Annotated in this window: 21 protein-coding genes; 15 read left to right on the forward strand and 6 right to left on the reverse strand. The window is 41.1% G+C overall.

Annotated features, from left to right (window positions below):
- The first annotated feature begins 15 nt into the window (after positions 1-15).
- From ACP14Y_RS15865 to ACP14Y_RS15895, 7 genes are all read left to right on the forward strand, one after another.
- Positions 16-1,242, forward strand: coding sequence for an MFS transporter (locus tag ACP14Y_RS15865; protein ID WP_420575414.1), 1,227 nt, complete (start codon positions 16-18; stop codon positions 1,240-1,242).
- Entirely contained in the window at positions 1,239-1,472 is a 234-nt protein-coding gene (locus ACP14Y_RS15870; protein WP_420575413.1) for a hypothetical protein, read from the forward strand. The genes ACP14Y_RS15865 and ACP14Y_RS15870 overlap by 4 nt, the downstream gene beginning before the upstream one ends.
- Before the next feature lie 80 nt (positions 1,473-1,552).
- Complete coding sequence (locus tag ACP14Y_RS15875) at positions 1,553-2,518, forward strand: hypothetical protein (protein ID WP_424963884.1); 966 nt, start codon at positions 1,553-1,555, stop codon at positions 2,516-2,518.
- Positions 2,509-3,282: a DUF6503 family protein gene (locus ACP14Y_RS15880; protein ID WP_424963885.1), complete on the forward strand. Its 774-nt coding sequence runs from the start codon at positions 2,509-2,511 to the stop codon at positions 3,280-3,282. Before ACP14Y_RS15875 ends, ACP14Y_RS15880 begins: the two co-directional genes overlap by 10 nt.
- A 4-nt stretch (positions 3,283-3,286) precedes the next feature.
- The gene (locus tag ACP14Y_RS15885) at positions 3,287-3,922 is read left to right on the forward strand and encodes a DUF2911 domain-containing protein (RefSeq protein ID WP_424963886.1); all 636 of its coding nucleotides are present in this window, start codon (positions 3,287-3,289) and stop codon (positions 3,920-3,922) included.
- A gap of 10 nt (positions 3,923-3,932) precedes the next feature.
- Positions 3,933-7,358, forward strand: coding sequence for a type IX secretion system sortase PorU (porU, locus tag ACP14Y_RS15890; protein WP_424963887.1), 3,426 nt, complete (start codon positions 3,933-3,935; stop codon positions 7,356-7,358).
- Between the two features lie 51 nt (positions 7,359-7,409).
- The gene (locus ACP14Y_RS15895) at positions 7,410-7,751 is read left to right on the forward strand and encodes a hypothetical protein (RefSeq protein WP_350204929.1); all 342 of its coding nucleotides are present in this window, start codon (positions 7,410-7,412) and stop codon (positions 7,749-7,751) included.
- 62 nt (positions 7,752-7,813) lie between these two features.
- Here the strand turns inward: ACP14Y_RS15895 and ACP14Y_RS15900 are convergent, their stop codons facing one another.
- From ACP14Y_RS15900 to ACP14Y_RS15925, 6 genes are all read right to left on the reverse strand, one after another.
- On the reverse strand, positions 7,814-9,130 hold the full coding sequence (locus ACP14Y_RS15900) for an APC family permease (RefSeq protein WP_424963889.1): 1,317 nt from the start codon (positions 9,128-9,130) through the stop codon (positions 7,814-7,816).
- Positions 9,131-9,351: 221 nt separating this feature from the next.
- The gene (locus ACP14Y_RS15905; RefSeq protein WP_424963891.1) at positions 9,352-9,978 is read right to left on the reverse strand and encodes a DinB family protein; all 627 of its coding nucleotides are present in this window, start codon (positions 9,976-9,978) and stop codon (positions 9,352-9,354) included.
- Positions 9,979-10,155: 177 nt separating this feature from the next.
- Positions 10,156-10,542, reverse strand: a complete 387-nt coding sequence (locus tag ACP14Y_RS15910; RefSeq protein ID WP_424963892.1) for a DUF302 domain-containing protein — start codon at positions 10,540-10,542, stop codon at positions 10,156-10,158.
- Positions 10,543-10,768: 226 nt separating this feature from the next.
- Positions 10,769-12,961 (reverse strand): multicopper oxidase domain-containing protein, encoded by a 2,193-nt coding sequence (locus ACP14Y_RS15915; RefSeq protein ID WP_424964444.1) that lies wholly within the window; start codon positions 12,959-12,961, stop codon positions 10,769-10,771.
- 366 nt (positions 12,962-13,327) lie between these two features.
- A complete protein-coding gene (locus ACP14Y_RS15920) occupies positions 13,328-13,936 on the reverse strand; it encodes a DUF4136 domain-containing protein (protein ID WP_424963893.1) in 609 nt (202 codons plus the stop codon).
- A 263-nt stretch (positions 13,937-14,199) separates the two neighbouring features.
- A complete protein-coding gene (locus ACP14Y_RS15925) occupies positions 14,200-14,469 on the reverse strand; it encodes a YHS domain-containing protein (RefSeq protein ID WP_350205654.1) in 270 nt (89 codons plus the stop codon).
- 318 nt (positions 14,470-14,787) lie between these two features.
- On the opposite strand from ACP14Y_RS15925, the gene ACP14Y_RS15930 reads away from it, so the two are divergent.
- From ACP14Y_RS15930 to ACP14Y_RS15965, 8 genes are all read left to right on the forward strand, one after another.
- On the forward strand, positions 14,788-15,366 hold the full coding sequence (locus tag ACP14Y_RS15930) for an AraC family transcriptional regulator (RefSeq protein ID WP_350205655.1): 579 nt from the start codon (positions 14,788-14,790) through the stop codon (positions 15,364-15,366).
- An 80-nt stretch (positions 15,367-15,446) separates the two neighbouring features.
- Positions 15,447-17,696 (forward strand): heavy metal translocating P-type ATPase, encoded by a 2,250-nt coding sequence (locus tag ACP14Y_RS15935; protein WP_424963894.1) that lies wholly within the window; start codon positions 15,447-15,449, stop codon positions 17,694-17,696.
- A gap of 39 nt (positions 17,697-17,735) precedes the next feature.
- Complete coding sequence (locus ACP14Y_RS15940; protein ID WP_350205658.1) at positions 17,736-17,942, forward strand: heavy-metal-associated domain-containing protein; 207 nt, start codon at positions 17,736-17,738, stop codon at positions 17,940-17,942.
- Positions 17,943-18,095: 153 nt separating this feature from the next.
- Complete coding sequence (locus ACP14Y_RS15945) at positions 18,096-18,518, forward strand: DUF6326 family protein (RefSeq protein ID WP_350205659.1); 423 nt, start codon at positions 18,096-18,098, stop codon at positions 18,516-18,518.
- Positions 18,519-18,694: 176 nt separating this feature from the next.
- Positions 18,695-19,135: a hypothetical protein gene (locus ACP14Y_RS15950; RefSeq protein ID WP_424963895.1), complete on the forward strand. Its 441-nt coding sequence runs from the start codon at positions 18,695-18,697 to the stop codon at positions 19,133-19,135.
- A gap of 83 nt (positions 19,136-19,218) precedes the next feature.
- On the forward strand, positions 19,219-20,403 hold the full coding sequence (locus ACP14Y_RS15955) for a TolC family protein (RefSeq protein ID WP_424963896.1): 1,185 nt from the start codon (positions 19,219-19,221) through the stop codon (positions 20,401-20,403).
- Positions 20,404-20,422: 19 nt separating this feature from the next.
- On the forward strand, positions 20,423-20,965 hold the full coding sequence (locus ACP14Y_RS15960) for a hypothetical protein (protein WP_424963897.1): 543 nt from the start codon (positions 20,423-20,425) through the stop codon (positions 20,963-20,965).
- On the forward strand, positions 20,962-22,491 hold the full coding sequence (locus ACP14Y_RS15965) for an efflux RND transporter periplasmic adaptor subunit (RefSeq protein WP_424963899.1): 1,530 nt from the start codon (positions 20,962-20,964) through the stop codon (positions 22,489-22,491). The genes ACP14Y_RS15960 and ACP14Y_RS15965 overlap by 4 nt, the downstream gene beginning before the upstream one ends.
- The last annotated feature ends 9 nt before the right edge of the window (positions 22,492-22,500 follow it).

Consider the following 22,500-nt stretch of genomic DNA (forward strand, 5'->3'; position numbering starts at 1 on the left):
CGAAACCACCAACGTATGAATTTAAATAATAGGAACATAGCAATTATATTGTTCTGCATCTTCGTGGTGATGAGTGGTTATGGAGTACTACTCCCTGTATTGCCGTACTATACCGAGCGGCTGGCATTAAAGTCCGGTGTAGTGGCAGATGAAGATATTAACTATCATATTGGCATCCTCACCAGTATATACCCGTTTTTTCAACTATTATTTGCGGTAGTTTGGGGTAAGTTATCTGACCGTTTTGGCCGCAAAATACTAATTGTGATGGGGATGCTTGGTTTTGTTATTATGCAATTTTTAACAGGGCTTGCTACTTCCTTAACCATGCTGTATGTAGCCCGTATCCTTGGAGGGATCTTCTCATCTTCGGTTATCCCCGTTGGCAATGCTTTCCTCAGCGACCTCACTGATAGGACCCACCGAAGGAAGGTGTTGGCTTGGTCCGGAGTGGCAGTAAGCGCAGGAGTCATTGCAGGACCTATGATTGGTGGATTTTTGGCACAGACCAATTTACATTTTAGTACGACTTTCGGACATTTCTTGCTGGACAAATTTAGTGTCCCCTTTCTTGTAATTGCACTATTAGGTATTTTGATTCTACTGGTGACCTTGGCTTGGCTTAAAAATCCGGAGAATAATAAGTCAGGAACACTACTGCAAGCACAAAAATCAAAACTGAAAGTTGGCCATGGGTTTATGCTGCTTTTATCTCTTTCATTAGTGCTACAACTAGCAGTTACCTTATTTGAAACAGTTTTCTCTGTATATGCTAAAGACATTCTGACTTTTGGCACGTCACAAATAGGCTTGGGCTTTATGCTTTGTGGCTTGATCATGGCGGTTTTACAACCTGTTTTCGCCAGTTTGGATGAAAAGAAGGTCTCTATCAAGGCACAGCTTCTTTTCGGTTTTGGCATAGCCTCCATTTCCATGTTTGTATTCTCATTGTGGAATTCCGACATGTATGTTTATAGCACTATCGTAGCTTTTGCAATCGGTGGCGCCATGGTTACCCCCAACCTTATTGCCATGGTCTCATTTATTGATCAGGATCATACGGGAACGAATCTATCACTTCAAACTTCTATGAATAGCATTGGTCAGGTGGCAGGCCCTGTTTTGGGCATGTGGTTGTACACCATGGATAAAACCTGGCCGTTTCCTTTTATTGGCGTAGTACTCCTGCTGGCAGCTGTAATGGTGGTGCCGAAACTTAATTATAAAATAAAAAGAGCATGAGAAAATTAAATGATTATTTGGGAGATCAGGCAGAATATCTACTGACGCATCAATGCAAAGCCATTGACAAGGCACGACTTACTATTCCTGCTCCGGATTATCTGGATCAGGTTTTTCTGAATACAAACAGAAATACGCAGGTACTTAATTCACTATCAAGATTGTGTGATATTGGCTTAAGCCTTACAGGAATGGGCTTTATTTTAGAAAGAAAGGCATTGAATTGTTAAATCTAATTCAGCAGGTGTACCTCGATAGAATTTACCATTGCATGATCAAAACAAATGAATAAACAAAAAACTTTATACCTATGAAATACTATATTTTCCTTTTACTGCCCTACTTTCTCAATGCTGTGGCGTTTGGTCAATCAAATGAAGAGATCAGAAGTGGTATTTATTTAAATGTTCAAGCATATGAAAATGATCAGTTAACATACGAGATCGACTGTAGCTCCGAAAAACATAAGATCAAACCTAATACACATAAAAAAAGAGGGTCATTTCGAGTTGTTCACAATAAACAAAAGATAGACTTAAACAAAGAAGAGGTTTATGGTTATAGAGATTGCAAAGGGAGGGATTTCAGGTTTGAAAACAATGTAAGCTATGAGATAATCTTTATAGGTCATTTGATTTTATATTCAAACTACGTAGATGACGGATTGGATGAAAATGGAAACATGCGTCAAAAAAAGGCATATTATTTCGGTAAGCTTCTGAGTTCAGATATTATTCCATTAAGCGTTGAAAACCTCAAAAATGCCTATCCCAACAATCATAAATTTCATGACCTGATAGACACTAATTTCAGCTCAGGCTCAATTACTGCTTACGATGACTTTCATGACACGTATAAAGTTAACCGATATCTAGCCCTTTCCAGGGAAGATATTGCTACTCCAAAAGAAGGGATAGATGAACTCATTCAGCGGATACAGGATGCCATCAATGCAAAAGATCTACACTCCCTTAATAATTGCTTTTCTGATAAGACTAAGGTCTACGAGCAAGGATCTATTGATGATTCCTGGGAACACTACCGGGATGGGCACTTAGGAAAAGAAATAGAAGAAATGGAAGACATGTCGTTCCTGATCGAAGTGGATGAGAGCCTCACTACTAAACAGATGGCACTGGTGAGAGGCAAGTATTTTATCAGGGGAAAAATGCATGGCCGGGAAATCAATTCTTCTGGATTAATTACCCTATCCATGCGCATAGAGCAAGACATGTGGAAAGTCATTCACCTGCAATTTTCAAGAGGATGCAAATAAAGTACAACAGCTATTTAGGTATTTTTCTGAGCTTTCTCATTGCCGGCTGTAATCCATCAGCTAGCACAACAACTGACACTAAGGCACAGGAAGTAGTAGACTCTGCCATAGCCAGAAGTAATCTTCATTTATTAGCTAATGCGGAAGCATCCTTTGATTTTAGGGACAGATCCTATGGTTATAAAATGAAAGAAAATCAGTTTGAATACACCCGTCTCTACATTGACAGCACCGGAACAGAAACCCTTGACGTGCTTACCAATAATGGTCTTACTCGCTACATCAACGGTGAAGTGCAGAAACTCGTGGCAGAAAGGCAAAACGCCTACGCTAATTCGGTAAACTCCGTCATCTACTTCGCATTTTTGCCCTACAGGCTAAATGATGCTTCGGTAATCAAGAATTATCTAGGCAATGTCAAGATTCTTGACAAAGAATATCATAAGATTCAAGTGACATTTAGACAAGAGGGGGGCGGAGAAGATTTCGAGGATGTATTTATCTATTGGTTCGATAGTGAGGACTACAGTCTGGACTATTTTGCTTATGAATACCAAACCAATGGTGGTGGTATTCGATTCCGGGAAGCAACCAATCCCAGGAATATCAATAGTATCCAAATCCAGGATTACATCAATTACAAACCCAAACCAGGTGTTGAATTCAAGCTTTCAGAAATAGATAGGTACTATCAGCAAGGTAAGCTGGAGAAGCTCTCAGATATTGATTTAAAAAATGTAAACGTTAAACTAAATAACAATTAAACCTATGAAAAAACTAATCTACACTCTTACAATAGCTGCGTTCACTTTTTCCGGATGCACAAGTCAAACTTCTGATACCAAAGAAGAGGGCCATGATGATGCCCATGAACACCCAGCCTCAGAAGCTTCTGATGAATATGAGGGGCATGATATGGCTAAAGAAGGAGCAAGTGAAAGTGAAGGGAAGCCTAAAAGCCCTCATACCAGTGCCATGGCCATGATAAATGACGCTCACGTGCATATCGATTACTCCTCTCCACGTGTTAGAGGCCGGGTTATTTTTGGTGGACTGGTAGCCTACGATGAAGTGTGGGTTTCAGGGGCACATAGAGCTACCTGGCTGGACACCAACAAAGAACTGCTCATTAATGGACAGGTACTCCCAAAAGGTAAATATGGCTTTTTCACCATTCCTGGAAAAGAAGAATGGACGGTCATACTCAACAAAAATTGGGATCAGCATGGTGCTGACGAGTACTCAGCTGATGAGGATGTAATGAGATTTTCTGTGACGCCAGAAGAGCTGTCCGAAGTAAAAGAGGAGCTGACTTATACCGTAGCAAAAGATGATGATGGAGGACAGATCTCACTGGAATGGGAAAAGGTGCGCATTAGCTTCGACTTTAAAGTCAACGAATAAATGACCAAAAGTGAATCTGAGAATCACATATCTGCTCATTCTGGTATTGCTCACTTTGGAGGTACGTGGGCAGAGTGTGTTTTCTGAAGGCTCGTGGTATAAGTTGGGTGTTACGCAGGGTGGTATTTACAAGTTAGATCGTGACTTTATTGTCAATGCACTAGGCATTAACATTTCAAACCTGGATGCTAACACCATTAAAGTTTACGGGTTTAATGGTGGTATGCTCCCGCAGGAAAACAGTGCTGCCTGGTACAACGACCCACCGGAAATACCGCTACTTAGAAGAGGTACGCAAGATGGAAAGCTTGATGTAGAGGATTACTTCTTGTTTTTTGCTCAAGCCCCTGATAAGGCAAAGCTAAAAACGAACGGGGCACTCGACTATGAGAAAAACCTCTATTCAGATACCGCCTATTATTTTTTAACATTCGGTGGGGATGCCGGATTGCAGCTGGAGAATCTTGAATCACAAAATGAGGGTGCTCTAACTATCAACACTTTTGATGACTACCTCACTCACGAAATAGATGAAACCAATATCCTGGGTTCGGGAAGGGAATGGTTTGGTGAGCGCTTTGGGGGGTCTAGTGGAGTTTCCAGACAGGATTTCAACTATGAGATCCCGGGTATTTTGGATTCGGTAGGAGTTTTTACCCGCCTGATTGGTCAGTCAGAATCTCCTGGTTCTTTCGAATTGCTACTTAATCAAAGCACACTTGGAACTGTAGCGATTGATTCCATTCCATCAGTCTCTAGCTACAGCGATTTTTCTAGGGTAAGATATACTTTCCGCGGTACGGAAAGCTATGGTGTGTTTTCAAGAAACAATTTTTCTTCCAATGACTTGAGACTTACTTTCAGATTTGATGCAGGTGTCAGCACTTCAGGTAGGGCTTATATTGACTACTTCATTGCAGGTTTTAAAAGGAACTTGCAGCTATATGGGAACCAAACACAATTCAGAACTACTCAATCCGCAGGTCAGTCGATTAGTTATCAGATTCAGAATATTGGTTCAGAAGAGGTGACCCTTTGGGATATCACTGATCCAGTAACCCCAAAAAATCAGCAATTTTTAAAAGTCGGTAACGGCATCCGCTTCGAATCTGCGCAGGATACATTACTAAATGAGTACATTATATTCAAGGGAAGTGATTTTCCCAATCCAACCTTTTTTGGAGAAGTGACCAATCAGAATATTAAAGGACAAACCAGTATAGATGGTTTGATCATTTCCGCACCTGTCTTTCTCAATGGTGCTGAACGACTGGCCGATTTCCATCAAAGTAATGATGGATTGTCTGTGGCAGCAGTTACTACCAATCAGGTTTACAATGAATTTTCAAGCGGCAGACAAGATATTTCGGCCATTCGAAATTTCATCAGATATGTTTGGCAGAACGGTGGTCGACTGAAGTACGTGCTTTTGATGGGTGATGCCTCGTATGATTATAAAAACAGGTTGAACAACAATACCAATTTTGTGCCAGTATACGAGTCCAGGCAATCATTCCACCGACTTTACAGCCATTCCTCTGACGATTATTTTGGGTTTTTGGAGGATGAAGAAGGCTATTGGGACGAAGGCGTGCTGGAGCTTTACAGCGGCACTCGTTTCCCGATAGGTTATACCGATCACACCCTTGAAGTGGGTATTGGCAGACTACCGGTAAAAACCCCTAAAGAAGCAGACGATGTGGTAAATAAAATCATCAGGTATGCCACAAGTGTAAATGCGCTGGGCAAGTGGAGGTCTGAGGCGGTGTATATGGCTGATGATGGCGATGGTGCGGTACACATGAGACAGTCAGAGACAGTCAACAAAATTGTGAGAGAGGGATATGCCGAGGTAAATGTGGGTCGACTCTATCTTGACAATTTCAAAACTGTGGAATCCATGCAGGATGCTTTTCTGGATAAAATGACTGAGGGCGTTCTGATTCTGGACTTTCTTGGACATGGCAGCCCTTCCGCACTTATGCAGCGAAATGAAGAGAATAGGTTAAAAACAGTCATTACCATACCACTATTGGAAGAACTAAAAAACAGACATAGGCTACCTTTGTTTATGACCGCCACTTGCAACTTTGGTCAGTATGACAATCCCATCTTTGTATCTGGTGGGGAAAACATGATGCTTAACCCGAATGGTGGTGCTATTGCCTTGCTCACAACTACACGTGCCGTTTTCTCTTCTACTAATCTACCGTTAAACGAAGCGTTTCAGAAGGCAGTGTTATCCAAGCAAAATGGGCGCTATCCCAGGCTTGGAGACGTGATCAGACAAACGAAGAACAACAGCCTGGCAGGGCCTATCAATAGAAACTTTGCCTTAATGGGTGACCCAATGCTGATGCTAAATTATCCCGGGCATGAAATAGTGTTTGACGAGCTGGAAAGTGAAATAGATACCCTAAGTGCATTAGAGAAGGTGACGATCTCGGGTAAGGTATTTGATAGTTCGGTTTTAGCCGAATCTTTTGACGGATCTGCTATTGTCACCGTATTGGATATTCCGCGAGAGCGCTATACTTTGGGGTTAGACAACAGCCCCTTCGAATACCAAGAACAAGAAAACGCTCTGTTTCGAGGAGCAGTCTCGGTGACAAACGGTGCATTTGAGGCTACCTTTATTATGCCGAAAAACTCCTCATACAGATATCAAAACGGAACAATTACGGCTTACGCTTTCAGCGAACAAGACAACATCGATGCATCTGGCGCTTCGAGAAATTTTGTATTGGGTGGTACTGACCGTGATGCGGTACAGGATACCAAATCCCCCTCTGCACAACTCTACCTAAACGAACCTACTTTTAAAAACGGTGACCTAGTAGGATCGAACAGCCTCTTTATTGCTAAACTATCCGATGAAAGTGGGATCAGTATAAGCACCAATGGGTTTAGTCAAAGTCTAAAATTGGTACTTAATGATAAAGAACCCATCATACTCAATGATTTTTATACCGCAGACCTGGATGATTACACCAGGGGAACCATTGTTTATCCCATCCAAAATCTGGAACCCGGCTATTACATAGCGGAGTTAACCGTTTGGGATACGTACAATAACTCCTCCAGTTGGCCTATTGAGTTCAGGGTATCTGATAAGCCCATTTTGAATTTATACGATGTAATAAATTATCCCAACCCTATATCTGCCGGTAGCAGCACTACGTTCAGTTTTGAGCATGACAGAATTGGTGAAGAGCTGGTTGTTTCGCTTGAGATATATGATACCCAAGGTCGCAAAGTAAGCAGTTGGACTAACACCTTCGATGATAGCCCACGAAGAATAGAATATTTGAAATGGGATGCAACCAACTACTCAGGCCAGCCTATTGGAAAAGGTGTGTACTTCTACAGATTGGAAGTCAGTAGCACTCTTGATGGTGGACGTGCTTCAGCGGTGAAAAGAATATTGATCCATTAGCAAATGCAACTAATTAATGTGATTTTTTAAAAAGCTGCCCTGGATTGGGTAGTGAGCCTACTTTTATTATTCGGCTTCATAGGTGTCTATCTTTCGAGTACTTTATTACATCCTCATACGCACGGCCTGAAGGATAATGCCCAGCTTAGTATTAGAGGAGCACGATATCTGGCATACCGCACCATCTACCTGTCAGGGGCTGCTTTACTTCTGCAGGTACTGGCACAATCCTTATGGAAAATGAGATGGATGAAAGTGGTTGTTTTCGCTGTGGCTCTATTAGCTGGGGTTTCAGTAAGCATTACGGGGCACTATGGCGCTCAGTTAGTGCACATAGAGGGCGTAGGTCCACAGGGTAATTATATGGAGGGTAATGATGAACGGGAGCACTAAGAATAAAAATTGAAAAAAGGTATTTATATAATCGGAAATGATCGCAAATAATATATGAATCACTATTCCATGTCAGATTCAGCATTTTCCTTTACCCTTAAAAACCACTTTTCACCGGCAAAAATCAATACCATGGAGACAGCCGCAACAATAACGACCAGGAAATCACTGGTACCCTTCACCCATAAAAAAGCTCCAAGAACCACCGTGTCCAGAATAATTGCTGTAATGACTATGGCGGCTTTAGCTTTTACTTCTTTACGGAGATGTCTGAGCACTCCCCAGTGTATGGCAATGTCCATAATAAGATAAAAGATAGCACCTAAAGAGGCAATCCTGCTGAGATCAAAAAATACGGTAAGAATGATGGCTATCACTACAACGTAAACCAGCATGTGCTTTTGAATTCTTCCTGGCATTCCTAAATGGCTATGTGGAATTAGCTCCATATCGGTAAGCATGGCAGTCATTCGCGACACAGCGAAAATGCTGGCAATAATTCCTGAAACAGTGGCTACAATAGCAATACCTACAGTAAACCATAAACCATACTTACCAAAGGCCGGGCGAGAAGCCTCGGCTAAAGCATAATCCTTAGCTTCAATGATCTTAGGAATAGACAAATTAACAGAGACCGCTAACGAAACGAGCAAATAGATCACTAAACAGATGAGTAGTGAGATGATAATAGCTCTACCAACGTTTTTATGAGGATTTTTAACTTCTCCACCACTATTCGTAATAGTGGTAAACCCTTTATAAGCTAATATGGATAAGGCCAACGCTCCTAAATAGCTGGCAACCGAATATTCTTCTTGTGCCTGAGGCTGTGGCAAAGCTTGCTCTAAGGAAAACCCGGCCGCCCATAGACCACCAATAGCAAAAATGGCAATTCCCCCAATTTTTACAATCGCCATAACAAGTGACGATTTACCAATGATGTTATTCCCTGAGATGTTGACTAAAAAGGCAATCACTAAAAGTACAACTCCGAGAATAGGTACCAGAAAGGTATTATCCCCAACATCAAAAAGCTGTAGGGTGTAGGTGCCGAAAGTCCTGGCCACTAAACTCTCATTGATGATCATGGAAAAAGCCATGAGCAGGGAGGCAGCAGCTGTCATGGTACCTCTACCGTAAGCCTTCTTAAGGATCATAGCTATACCTCCCGCAGAGGGATATTCATTGGAAACTTTGATATAGGAGTAGGCACTAAATCCGGATATAATTGCACCTATCAGAAAAGCGACCGGGAAAAGTGCTCCTGATAACTCCGCTACTTGGCCTAGCAGGGCAAAAATTCCCGCACCGATCATAACGCCTGTACCTAATGCTACCGCTCCGGTGAGGCTAAGGCTGTTTTTGTTGTATTCAGACATATCTTAATTTAATCAGGTGAATGACACAAGAGCTGATACTTTGCTCAGTAAACGACCAGCTGTGATGAGTGGGGATTAAAAAGCACTAACCTCTCATCTCGTACATAGCCACGCCTTGATTTAAAATTAAAACTTGTGGTGGACTTTCCAATCCCCACCAAAATATCCTGACCGATGAAACCCATTCATTCATTCATGGCATTTTTTGTGGCTCGTTTAGATTAGGATTTAGGATAATCAGAGTGCGATTTTACATTCTTAATTTGCTTCAAGTGTCTGTCTGTATGACTGAAAATCTGCATGCATTTGTGATGAATATTCGGTCCAAAATTGACGTAATGAAGCCTGAGATTCCGATCGTCAGTTCTTACAAATTCAATTGAGTCCCTTCTCATGGTAGTTAACCAAGTTAAGTTGTCAATTCCATCGTTGTTACCAAGTGGTACCGAGTAGGAAAATGGTTTTGTAAAATCTGTTGTGTTGTTCTTGTTAGGATCAGTGCCAAGAAAAAGACTGTCGGCCGGATATTTCTTTATTTGCGGGAATTCTCCCATTTGTAAAGCGACTGAAATTTCATTCATAAATATTAATTCATAAATGGCTAAATGTTCAACGATCTGATTGATGCTCCAGCGATCTTGATTCTCTTTGAAGTTCCATTGTTCTTCAGTAAGGTTTCGGACTTCTTTTGTTAGCTCATTTAAAGATCTTGTCAGATTGTCCAACAGATATCTTCGGTCTTCTTCAGTCCAAGTAGGAGTTTCCTGTTTTTGATTGTCATTAGCTTGTCCGTTAGAGGAAATTATAAGTCCGAGGAATAGTATTAGGGTTATTAAAGGTATTTTCATGTTTAAGGGTTTAATGTTCAAGTTAACCCGATAGAAAAAGACTTTTAAAGTTAGAGGTAATATTTTAACCTTAATTAACTGTTGAATGATCTCTGGCTAATGAGCCACAACACCATTATATCAGGACTTTTAGCTTACAGTCAGTTCTTTATCAAAAAAAAATTGAGTGACAAAAAACTAGAGGCTGTCAATAGCTGACCTTAGTCTATCCCTGATTTCGAGAGCTATTTTTTCCAAATCTTTATTTTCTACTGCCTGCATGGAGGCCACCGGATCCACTGCCGCAACCTCAATCCCTTCATCAACTTGCTGTACAATTACATTGCAGGGCAGCATCGCACCAATCTTATCTTCAGCCAACAATGCTTTATGCGCAAAAGGCGGATTACAGGCTCCCAGAATTCTATAAGGCCGAAAGTCTTCATCCAGTTTTTTCTTCAGGGTTTCTTTTACATCGATCTCTGTAAGAATACCGAACCCTTCTTCTTTCAGGGCGTCCGTTACTTTTTGTATAGCTACTTCGAAGCTTACGTCTTTTAATGTTTTTTCGTGATAATATTTCATGTCTATATAATTTGATTTTAAAAGGTCACATGCCTGCATGCCATATTACATTTCGACATGCAGGCATGGAATTCACATCAAAAACATTCATCCTTTGGTTAGTATAATTAGGATTCTGTTTTTATGCTCATTTCATGTTTTAACTATTTAGTTCTTTCCATATTAGTAAATATTTAAGTAGAAGTTTGTAACAATTGTTACGTAACTCCTATACCTAAACCCATTATTAAAAACGGATGGACAAACCACCCCCGCCACCAAAGCGGTTGTCATAGCTCCCCATCAACGAAAAGTTTTTGGATAAGAGAAACTCAGCACCTGCATTCCACACGATTTCCTCTTCATAAGAAGCATTATTTTCAAGCGTGTTTATCCATCCAGCATCTAGCTGATATTCATAATACCCAAAAACAACAAACTTTGGGAAAAGCATCACAGATCGGCCTATGCCTACCCTTGGTCTCAGTTCGTTATCAATCCGCAAGTCCACATTAAACATGTATGGTGTGAACCATCGGATACCAGCCACTGCCGTGGTTTTTATATCATCCAGACTATTTTGTGTAGTATTCTCAACATTTACTCCCCCAAAGACACGCACATAGTCGTAGAGATAATATTCATAAGAAAACTCAGTTTCAATATTTTCATTCCATCCATATTCTAATGTATAATTGAACTGGTTGCGGATGTTGGAAGAAACCACGTTTAGCCCACCAGTGTGTGATGCAATATCAGCCATTCCCCAGGTATAAAACTGATTGGTTTCATGTACAAGTTTGGACACAGGATACGGCTCCATTCGTGGATCTCGGGGTGTATCATAACTTACCACACGTGCCATGCCTCCCATCATGTGATACAGGATATGACAGTGAAAAAACCAGTCACCATATTCATTTCCATAAAACTCAATCGTTACCTTTTGCATCGGTGGCACATTCACAGTATGCTTTAGGGGCGAATACTCGCCATTCTCATTAATTACCCTAAAAAAATGTCCGTGCAAGTGCATTGGGTGGTGCATCATGGTGAGGTTGTTGAAAGTGATCCTCGTTACCTCTCCTTCATTGATTTTAATCTTGTCTGTTTCAGCAAGGGGTATGCCATTCATACTCCAGATATAGCGGCTCATGTTACCCGTCAGGTTTAAGAGTATTTCTTTTACAGGTAAATCCTTCGAGTAGGTTGTATTTTCTGTAGACTTGAGGTAATCATAGTTATACTCAGAAAACATATTCATTGCACCATCACCCATCCCACTCATTTGAGGTTTTTCAGAGTTGTCATTTTCCATATCCATCCCTTCATGCATTTGCATGTCGTTTTTGGTGTGGCTCATCTCCATTCCGCTTATTTCATCCTTCATTTGCATCCCCCATTTACTCATCAACTCTTTTGGATTGTCTTTCTTGGGGCGATACTTCAGGGCAGGGGCACCCATCCGCATATCCATCTTGGACATTTTCATCATCATGCCAATCTTGTCAGGTCGGGGTACTGAGGGTGCTGGTAGCACTTCACCTTGTCCGAGAAACGCAGATGCGGTACCGGATCCATCCTGAGCAGTGATTTTAAACTCTATTTTTCCTTCATCTGGCACGGTCACAATAAAATCATACGTTTCGGCTATTGCGATGAAGGTTTTGTTGTGGGCAACTGGTTCTACATTCAGGCCATCGGCAGAAACAATGGTAGGCCCCCCTCCACCAAAAGTCATCCAAAACTGTGTAGAAGCTGCTCCGTTGATAATCCTCAACCTTACTTTTTCTCCTGGTTTGAAATCAGGGTATTCTTGCTTTTGCTCGCCATTCACCAAAAATGCCGGGTAATAAATATCTGCTATGTCGGCACTTTCCATTCTCTGCCTCCAAAAATTAAGCTGTGCTCCCAGCGCTCCACGAGCGATTACCTGATTCAGTGGTGTGGCTGTTCCTTTTCGCCAATTATACCATTCCGTTCCTCTTTTTAGAAAACGGAGAACGCTCATTGGTTTTTCATTAGTCCAATCTGAGAGGACCATCACCAACTCTTTGTCATAATCCAGGGTTTCCTCCTTTGGCTCGATTACAAACGAACCATAAACACCACTTTGCTCTTGCAGCATGGTATGGGAATGGTACCAGTAGGTTCCAGCCTGCTTTAAAGGAAACTCATATTTCTGGGTATGGCCAGGCTCAATGGGTGGAGTGGTTAGGTAGGGTACACCGTCATAAAAATTGGGTAATAGTAACCCATGCCAGTGTATCGAGGTTTCAGCGTCCATTTCGTTTTTCACATATATAACTGCGTAGGAGCCCTCTTCAAAGCGTAAAGTAGGACCTGGAATTTCTCCGTTTACCGTCATACCAATTACTTCTTTTCCTGCTTTATTTACGGTTTCCTGTCGAAGGACAAGGTTATGAACAATGGTGTCCATCTGAGCTAAAACTGAAAGGTTTCCAATTAAAAGTATGAAAGTGGTAATAAGTGTATTTCTAATCATAAAGTTTATATTCTATTTATTCTTCGATTACATTTTTCATATAGAAAAAGAATTGAAAGGCACAAAAACGAAAAATGGATTTTCACGCTAAATAATCAAGTGATTAACCCACACTGAGTAATTAACACATGGCTTAAAGTAGTCTGATTCAAATAAGGAAAACCCTATCCGCAACTCGTTCAATTATGAATTAGTACAGAGTCAACAAGGTCAATAAGAACTTGTTTTTATGAAATATTGGTTAAGATTTATGAAATTATGATGACATTATAAGTTATGAGCTGATAGCATCTTATGTTTCTACTCTTTCGGAATCTTGATAGGAAACTTTTTCATCATCTTGTGGATAGATGGGTGGAGATCATCATACATGATAGTGGGGTCATAAAGATCGCCCTGAGCCAGGCCTTCCCAAATGATCTGATTCGTTTTAGGGTCGATAGCAGTCAATTTGGCACCACCATGAGCATATTTTACAATCTCCGGTTTAGAATATTCCTCTTTCCAGCCTGGGTTACCGCTAAGTTTGCCATTGTAGAGATAAACTGTAGGCGCATTGTAATTATCTATTGAATTATAATCAGGATAGTCATTTGCCCGGGCTACTTCAACTTTTCTTGCATGGCTCAGCCACTCTACCTGTAGCAATAGATCCGGATTGGCAGTATCTGGTTTTAGCTGTCGCTCAGCCATACAATGCCCAAAATAGTTTCTGGTCTTTTGCCGGATAAAATCATTGTCATACTCAGTATCAGTATTATGCTCTTTTTCAGGTAGCCAGGCGTAGGTTTCATATTGAGAGAAATCCACACTTTTGTCTTTAGTTACCTGCACGTCCTGATAAACGCTACAAGATGCCAAAGCGATAAGAGCTACTATGAGCGAATTTGAATGAATGAATTTTATCATGCGTTTTTTGTTGGTCTCCGGGGAATCCGACCTGCCTTCAGCCCTGCCAAATAGGTAAGCCGGAAGTATTCCCGGAGGTATTATAATTTATAAAGGAACGATAATAATTCGGGATGGTCTTACGAAGTTTTGGGAAGGTTTTAAGGAATTGTGAATATCTCTTATATAATACATTATCAACTTATGAAAAGAAAATGTATTGAATTAAGTCTTTTTTTGCGGTCTTCCTAGGTAGCTATAAATTAACTCGACTGTTAGGTAATCTAAAGTATAATCATCATAGCAATCATTGATGCTGCCATAACTGTCCCTCCAAGAATTCCCCAGTGAGTCATATGATTCTGAGATATTTTTTTTTGAGAGGTAAAACGTTCCGGGTCTTTCAGAAAAACGGACCGGCATTCTTCAGAATCGAAATTATAGGTAGTTTGTCTAAACTTGGTTGTGATTGTACTGTCTGCTTCAACAACCTGACCACAGACAGGATCAATGTTTTTATCGTGTGTTGAGTGACCAGTGTTCTTCAACGACATACAAGATGTCATTGTTATTAAAAAAATCAAAGTGATTGCTAAATTTTGTCTTAAACTATTCATGGAACCATCTATTTGAATGCCAGACAAAAGTGGAAAGGATTGATGTAGATAGAGCTGACGCTTGTCTTAAAATACCTTGATTTATTTCATTATCTGGCACCAAAATATATTAAATAAAAAAGACGACTTCATAAATGCAGCAATCTGGCGAATTTGCAACCACCGATTTATTCCAAAATTTCATAACTCATTTCCAAAATTTTGTAAATCCTACAAATCTAGATTTTCGTACATTGTATGCATTAAACTTCGACAATGACCCCAGAAACATTGTATATAAAGAACATGGTTTGCAATCGCTGCATCCAGGTGGTTCGAGAGGAGCTTAATCGGTTAGGAATAGAAGTAGTCGACATCCAACTTGGAGAGGTGAAGCTTTCACAGAAGGTTAACTTACTACAGCTAGATCAAATCCGCGAGGTGCTTATGGATCGAGAGTTTGAATTATTGGAGGATAGTAATAGCAAAATCATAGAACAGATAAAAACCGCCATCATCGATCTTATTCATAACCCTGAAGTAGTAAGCAAGCAAAACGTCTCTCACTATTTGGAGAAGAAGATCGGAAAGGACTACAGCTATTTAAGTAATTTGTTTTCATCTGTAGAAAACATCACTATTGAGCGATACCTCATTTTGCAAAAAGTAGAAAAAGTAAAAGAGTTGCTGGTTTATGATGAAATGACACTCAGTGAAATATCATACAAATTGAATTACAGTAGTGTTCAGTACCTCTCCGGTCAGTTTAGGAAAGTTACTGGTATGTCCCCTTCAGAATTCAAAAAGCTCACTACCAAAGAAAGGCTACCACTTGATGGAGTAGCTACCCAATAATCTCATAAACCTTAGCAAAAATTGCATAACACCTGCACCTGGGTTACTTCATACCTTTGGCTTATAAAATTTGAAGGAATATGGATGCTAATGTGAAAGATGCAGATAAAACAATAATAAGGGAGTCCTACGGAGTTTTGGGAATGACTTGCGCCTCTTGTGCTGCGAGTCTGGAGTCTTACCTGAAACCAAATGAAGGCATCAGGGAAGTATCTGTCAACTACCCAAATAAATCGGTAGCAATTGTATACAATCAGGATACTATTACTCTCGATCACATAAAAAATAAGGCTCAGGAAATAGGCTATGAGATCTTGGCTGGGGATAAAGGTGAGCAGCAAGAAGCTATGGAGCAAGCTGAAGATAATAGGCTTAAAAAGCTCCAGTCAAAGCTCATAATAGCGGCAGTTCTTTCAACACCTGTTTTTATCATGGCCATGTTTTTTATGGGACAAATCCCTTACGAAAACTGGATCATGATGGTGCTCTCGGCTCCTGTTCTATTTTGGAGCGGTTCTGAATTCTTTGTGAACGCCTGGAAGAAGCTGCAGTATTTCTCCTCAAATATGGACACACTTGTCGCACTTAGTACCGGAGTGGCTTTTGTGTTCAGCTTGTTCAACACCATATACCCTCAGTTTTTCCTTAATCATGACATAACTCCGCATGTTTACTATGAATCAGCCGTGATCATTGTAACGCTTATCCTTTTAGGCAGATACCTGGAAGAACGTGCTAAGAGTAAGACTTCATCTGCGATCAAAAAGCTAATGGGCTTGCAACCGAAAGAGGTAGTTGTATTCAGAAATGGAGAAGAAATTTCAGTTCCTTTAAGTGATGTTCTCAAAGGTGATTTAATCTTACTTCGCCCAGGGGACAAAGTGCCTGTAGATGGGAAGGTAGAAAGCGGTGAATCTTATATTGACGAAAGTATGATCACCGGAGAACCTATCCCCGTAAATAAGGTAAAAGGGGAAGAAGTATTTGCCGGTACAGTAAATCAAAAGGGAAGTTTAAAGATACTGGCCAGCAAAGTTGGCGGTGAAACTCTGTTGGCCCAGATCATTCAACTCGTCAAGTCTGCCCAGGCAAGTAAGCCCCCCATCCAGAAATTGGTAGATAAAGTAGCGGGAGTATTTGTACCTGTAGTCGTAGGTCTAGCACTTCTCACTTTTATACTGTGGTTTTTTCTTGGTCCGGATCCCTCCATCACGTATGCATTCCTTACACTCATTACCGTACTCATCATTGCCTGTCCATGTGCATTGGGCTTAGCTACCCCTACAGCCTTAATGGTAGGTATTGGCAAAGGGGCCGAGCAGGGGATATTGATCAAGGATGCCCAGGCACTGGAAGTAGCCTACAAAATAAATGCACTGGTACTGGACAAAACAGGTACGATAACAGAAGGAAAACCAGAGGTGACAGATACCTATTGGAAAAGTGATACATCAAAAAAGCTGTTTCAAGATATACTGCTATCTGTAGAATCCAATTCGGAACATCCATTGGCGCATGCTATTGTTCAATACCTGAAAGAGGCTAAGAGCAAACCTGTTGAAATCTCAAATTTTGAAAGCATTACCGGGCAGGGCGCTAAAGCCAAATACGAAGGGGAATGGTTTTTTATAGGAAATGAGGAACTCGTGAGAGACAATGAAATTGAGTTCAATTCCAAATTGAGAAGTCAGTCAGACATTCTGAAACAGGAGGCAAAAACAGTCGTGCTCTTTGCGGATCATAAGGAAGTGCTGGGTGTTATTGCCATAGCAGATAAAATCAAAGATTCCTCAAAGCAAGCCATCAGTTCCTTGAAAAGGATGGGATTAGAAATCCATATGCTAACGGGTGACAATCAACAAACAGCCAAAGCGATTGCTGAACAGGTCGGAATTGATCATTACAAAGCTCAGGTTAAACCTGCGGAGAAAGGAGAATTCATCACTGCTTTACAAAACAAAGGTAAGGTGGTGGCAATGGCTGGCGATGGTATTAATGACTCTCATGCGTTGGCGCAAGCTGATATTGGCATAGCGATGGGCAGTGGTACAGACATAGCTATGGAAAGTGCTGGCATTACATTGATGCACTCAGACTTACAGCAAATCACAAGAGCCATTACTCTTTCCAAGGCCACCATACGCACTATTAGGCAGAATTTATTTTGGGCATTTATTTACAATGTGATAGCCATTCCGGTAGCTGCCGGTGCACTATTCCCATTATTTGGATTTCTATTAAATCCCATGATAGCAGGGGCGGCCATGGCCATGAGTTCAGTTTCTGTAGTCACCAACAGTCTGAGATTAAGAAGGTCAAGCTTCGGCTGAAAAATAATAAAGTGAATTGTTAACTAAAATTTGATAAGAATGGAAACGATAAAATTTAAAACCAATATCAACTGCGGGGGATGCTTGAAATCAGTTACCCCACACCTCAATGAACTGGATAGTATTGAGTCCTGGAAAGTTGATATCGAAAACCCGGATAAAATTCTGGAGGTAAGGCTCGAAGGAGATCAGAATGAAGTGGTCAAAGCGGTAACAGAAGCAGGATTTGAAATAGAGAAGGTATAGTGCAATTTCAGGTTCCAATCATGGAAAAAGTCCCAATGCTGATTGTATTGGGGCATTTTATTTGCTGTGCTTCATTGCTGCCAGACTGCATCAATTGTAACTTATTCGAACTTGAATCGTCCACTAGGAAAGAAATAAAATAGCTCAGTAGATATGATTCAAAATAGAAGAGTGATTTTATCCACTCTATGGATATTTGTTACATTAAATTATTTGTATTGCGATGTTTTGTCATTGATGTCAGCAGAATTGTTAAACGCATTGCTTACGGGTGAAGTCGCTGGACTTAAAATGAATGAAACCACTTTGCTGATATCGGGTATCATTATGGAAATCTCGATTGCAATGGCTTTGCTATCAAGAGTTTTAAAATACAATGCCAATCGCATATCCAACATAATTGCTGGTATTATCAAAACACTAATAATGATTGGAACACTATTCATGGGGACACCTAGTTATCATTATATGTTTTTTGCAACTATAGAAATAGGAACTACTTTATTCATCGTCTGGTATGCATGGACTTGGACTCAATCTGAGGAGAACAAGGAAGTACAAAATTCCCTCAAATAGAAGCAGATCATAGGAAATTACGAAGCACAGCATTCACGATAAAGGGCATGACCTTGCTTAGCTATATGTCAAGAGCATGCGAACGATCAGGCAATAGAACTCGGTATATGTCAGACATTAAATTCAATGAAACCCATTAAAAGCATTGGAAAGTTTCTGTTTAAGTTTGTTCTTTAATGCAGCAGTTTAGAAAAATAGCGGCCATATCGTTTTTGAGCATATTCAGTATGTACCTGCTGCATCAGGTATTGCCGCATGTACATCATGAGCACGGTAGTGCAGAGCACATAAGCATTGCTGAGACCAAGGCTGAGCATTCTCATGATCACGATCACCACCACCATCATGACGATGATGACTCCAGTGAAGGTTTTGATCTCTTAGGATTTCTTTTTGGGACACATGCTCACACAGTCCAGGTTGATAATATCCTTGTTGCCAAAAGTATCTCCAAGCAACAGGTCTTAGTAAAGGTTGTAATTGCAGATGTTGCTTATGAGATTATGATATCGGAAAGGGAGCCGGAGGAACAGATACCCTGGCAACACCCTCTGGATCCAACAAAATCCCCCCACCTAACTTCGGTTTCATTAAGAGGCCCCCCATCATTAGGATAATTATTTCAAGCAGGAAGAATCCCGCTTACCGAGCATATTAGGTTATGCTCAACACTATTTGATTAATCCTAAAATCAATTTACATGTATAAAAATATCGTGTTCGCTCTTTGCGGATGCTTCTTGTCGTTTGGCTTGATTGCCCAATCGTCTTCAATAGAAAGCATTCTTAGGGAAGTAGAACAAAACAACCAAGAGCTGAAAGCTCTCGGTCAATATGCTGAGAGTAGAGCTCTTGAACTGAAATCCGGAAATAATCTGCCAGACCCTCAACTGGGTGCATACTATCTGCCTTTTGGTGAGCATAGTACGGGAGATTACTCCGAGTTCCAGGTGAGTCAGTCTTTTGAATTCCCAACGGTCTATAGTACTCGCAGGAATCTTATTGACAAACAAACTGATCAGTTGGAGCTTGACTATCAAGCCAGAAGACAGGAAATATTGGCGCAAGCCAAAGAATACTGTCTGAATCTGATCTACCTGAACAAACGCCTAACTACCGAAACACTTAGAGTGGAGCAGGCAAAACAGGTGTTTGAGCAGGTGCAAGAGCTTTATGAAAAGGAACAGGTAGGTATCCTGGAATTGAATAAAGCGAAGGTGGCCTGGATACAGGAGCAGTTCAAAATCCAGCAGATTGAAAGCGATCAGAGAAATACGATGCTACTCCTTAAGAATCTAAATGGAGGAGCAGAAATACGTTTTTCATCTGATGAATATGCTTTATCACTCGATTTGTCTGACAAGGAAAGTGTTTGGCAGGAAAAACAATCGGAAGATCCTGAACTGGTAAAACTCAAGCAACAGGAGGCGATTGCTCAGCAGTCATTAAGGTTGGCTAAAAACCGGACGCTCCCAAATTTGACAGCTGGCTTCAACAGTCAGGGCGTAGCAGGTGAGCGGTTTTCAGGTGTGTATGCCGGCATTAGTATTCCATTATGGAGTAACCGAAACAAGGTGAAAGCCGCTCAATCTCAAGTCGACTTTCAACAGTCGATCAATACCTCATTGTCATTGCAGGCCTATTCGGCATTTGAAAAGCAATACAATGACTATGAGATCATGTTTTCCAAATTTCAGGAATATGAAGCAACCTTATCGGGCTTAAACAGCGATAACTTATTGCTGCAGGCCTATCAATTAGGTGAATTATCCTTCATGGAATACTACATGGAGCTAAAGTTTTATCGCCAGGCATATGATACTATGCTGGACATGCAATACCAGCTCTACGTATCGCAAACACAAATTTTAAAACATCAATTATAAAATCTTAAAACATCGAATTATGAAAATTTCAAATATTCTTATCACAACACTTATTCTATTCTCAGCAGCATGTGGTACAAAAAGTGATCATGGCCACTCGCACGGAACTGGAGAAGGCGAGCACACCCATGATCATGAAGCTGATCATAAGGAGCAAGAAGATTTCAAAGTGAACGAGGAGGAAACGACAGAGACTGCTGATGAAAGTTCTGAAAACGAATCCACGGTCGAAACGAAGGAGCAAGAGAATGAGGTTACGATTACAGTACCAGCTAAAAAGGGAGTTGAGTACAAGTTTCATTTAAAGCAATATGAGAAGCTTACCTACGAATGGACTTCTGAATCTCCACTATACTTTGACCTTCACGGTGAGCCATTGGATTACGAGCAAACGAAGTACTTCGAAAGCTTTGCTGTAGCTACTTCGGACAAAATGAAGGGAATCCTAACTGTGCCATTTGAAGGCTCTCATGGCTGGTACTGGAAAAACAACAGTGATGCAGACGTTAAGGTCACGTTGAAAACGAATGGCAATTACAAAATACTCGGACTGAAGCAATGAGATATTTATATAAAAGCGTTCGATACTCCATCATTATGTTGGCGGTGACTCTTATTTCCTGTCAACCTGTGGAGGAAGAAGGACATGCACATGCCCCGGATGGTAGCCACATCACGGAAGGTGATGAAGTGCCTTCGGTGGTCGCAACTATCTGGACAGATAAAACGGAGTTGTTTGTTGAATACCAGGCATTGATTGTTGGAAATAACAGCCGTTTTGCAGCACACTTTACGGTGTTGGAAAAGCATCAGCCTGTTTTGGAAGGCAGTGTAACGGTGAGTTTGATAAAAGGTGGAAAGGGCATCCGACACAAGGTTGATGCACCTTCTTCTCCCGGAATATTCACACCCTCACTGCAACCGAAGGAAGCGGGAACCTATCAATTGATTTTTGAAATCAAGACGCCTGCGTTTTCGGATAAGATCGTAATGGATAATATTCCTGTGTATGCTTCAGAGGAAGAAGCCATTGCCCAAATGGGTAGTGAAGATGAGGGTAATGCCATTACTTTTTTGAAAGAACAGGCCTGGAAAATGGAGTTTCAAACAGCTCCAGTTTTGAAGAAGCAAGTCTTTCAAACCATTCCCACTTCAGGTGTTTGGAAAGTAGCACCCTCGGATTATCAGACGCTTGTGGCTCCAGCCAATGGACGAGTGAGCTTTAGTTCTGGAATATTGACGGAAGGAAGCGCTGTAAAAAAAGGTCAGGTTTTGATGACCATTAGCAGTGCAGGACTGACATCCAACAATCTGAGTGCGGAGATCCAAAAGGCAAAAGCTGAATTCGAGCAAGCCAGGTCGGAATACGAGCGGAAAAAGGAATTGTACAATTCCAAAATCGTTGCTAAAGCTGAGTTTGAGCAAGTAGAGCAGAAATACCAGGTGGCAAAAACCAACTACGAGACGTTGAGCAGCGGATATAGTGCGGGAGGTAAACAAGTCACTGCTCCAATGAATGGATACATCAAATCTATTCAGGCAGTAAACGGTGGATTTGCAAACCAGGGCGATGCTTTAGTGACTGTGACAAGCCATAAGAGTAGTTTGCTGGAAGTACGTGTTAGCCCGAAGTACAGTGCTGAGCTGCAGAACATTCAAAACCTATGGTATCAGCCCAAACCGGGAGCTTGGTCAAGTCTAAAGGATAGAGGAGGTAAGATTATTTCCGTGGGTAAAGAGGTTGAATCTGACCAACCATTAATTTCTGTTTTTGCAGAGGTGAATGAAGGCGTGGAAATGCCGGAAGGTAGTTTCACTGAGGCTCAACTGGCTGTTGGTTCTGCGATTGAAAGTTTGACTGTTCCCGCTTCCTGCTTATTGGAAGATTATGGCAATTACTCTGTGATTGTACAGCTATCCGGAGAAAGTTTTGAACGCAGGAATGTGACGCTTGGTAAACGCAATGGTAGTGAGGTGGAGGTCATTAAGGGACTATCGTCGGGAGAGGTGGTTGTCACCAAAGGTGCCTATGCGGTGAAAATGGCTTCCATGTCAGGACAAGCGCCCGCTCATGGTCACGCCCATTAAACGGTTGAT

Source organism: Ekhidna sp. (genome assembly GCF_965247405.1).
Taxonomy (GTDB): Bacteria; Bacteroidota; Bacteroidia; order Cytophagales; family Cyclobacteriaceae; genus Ekhidna.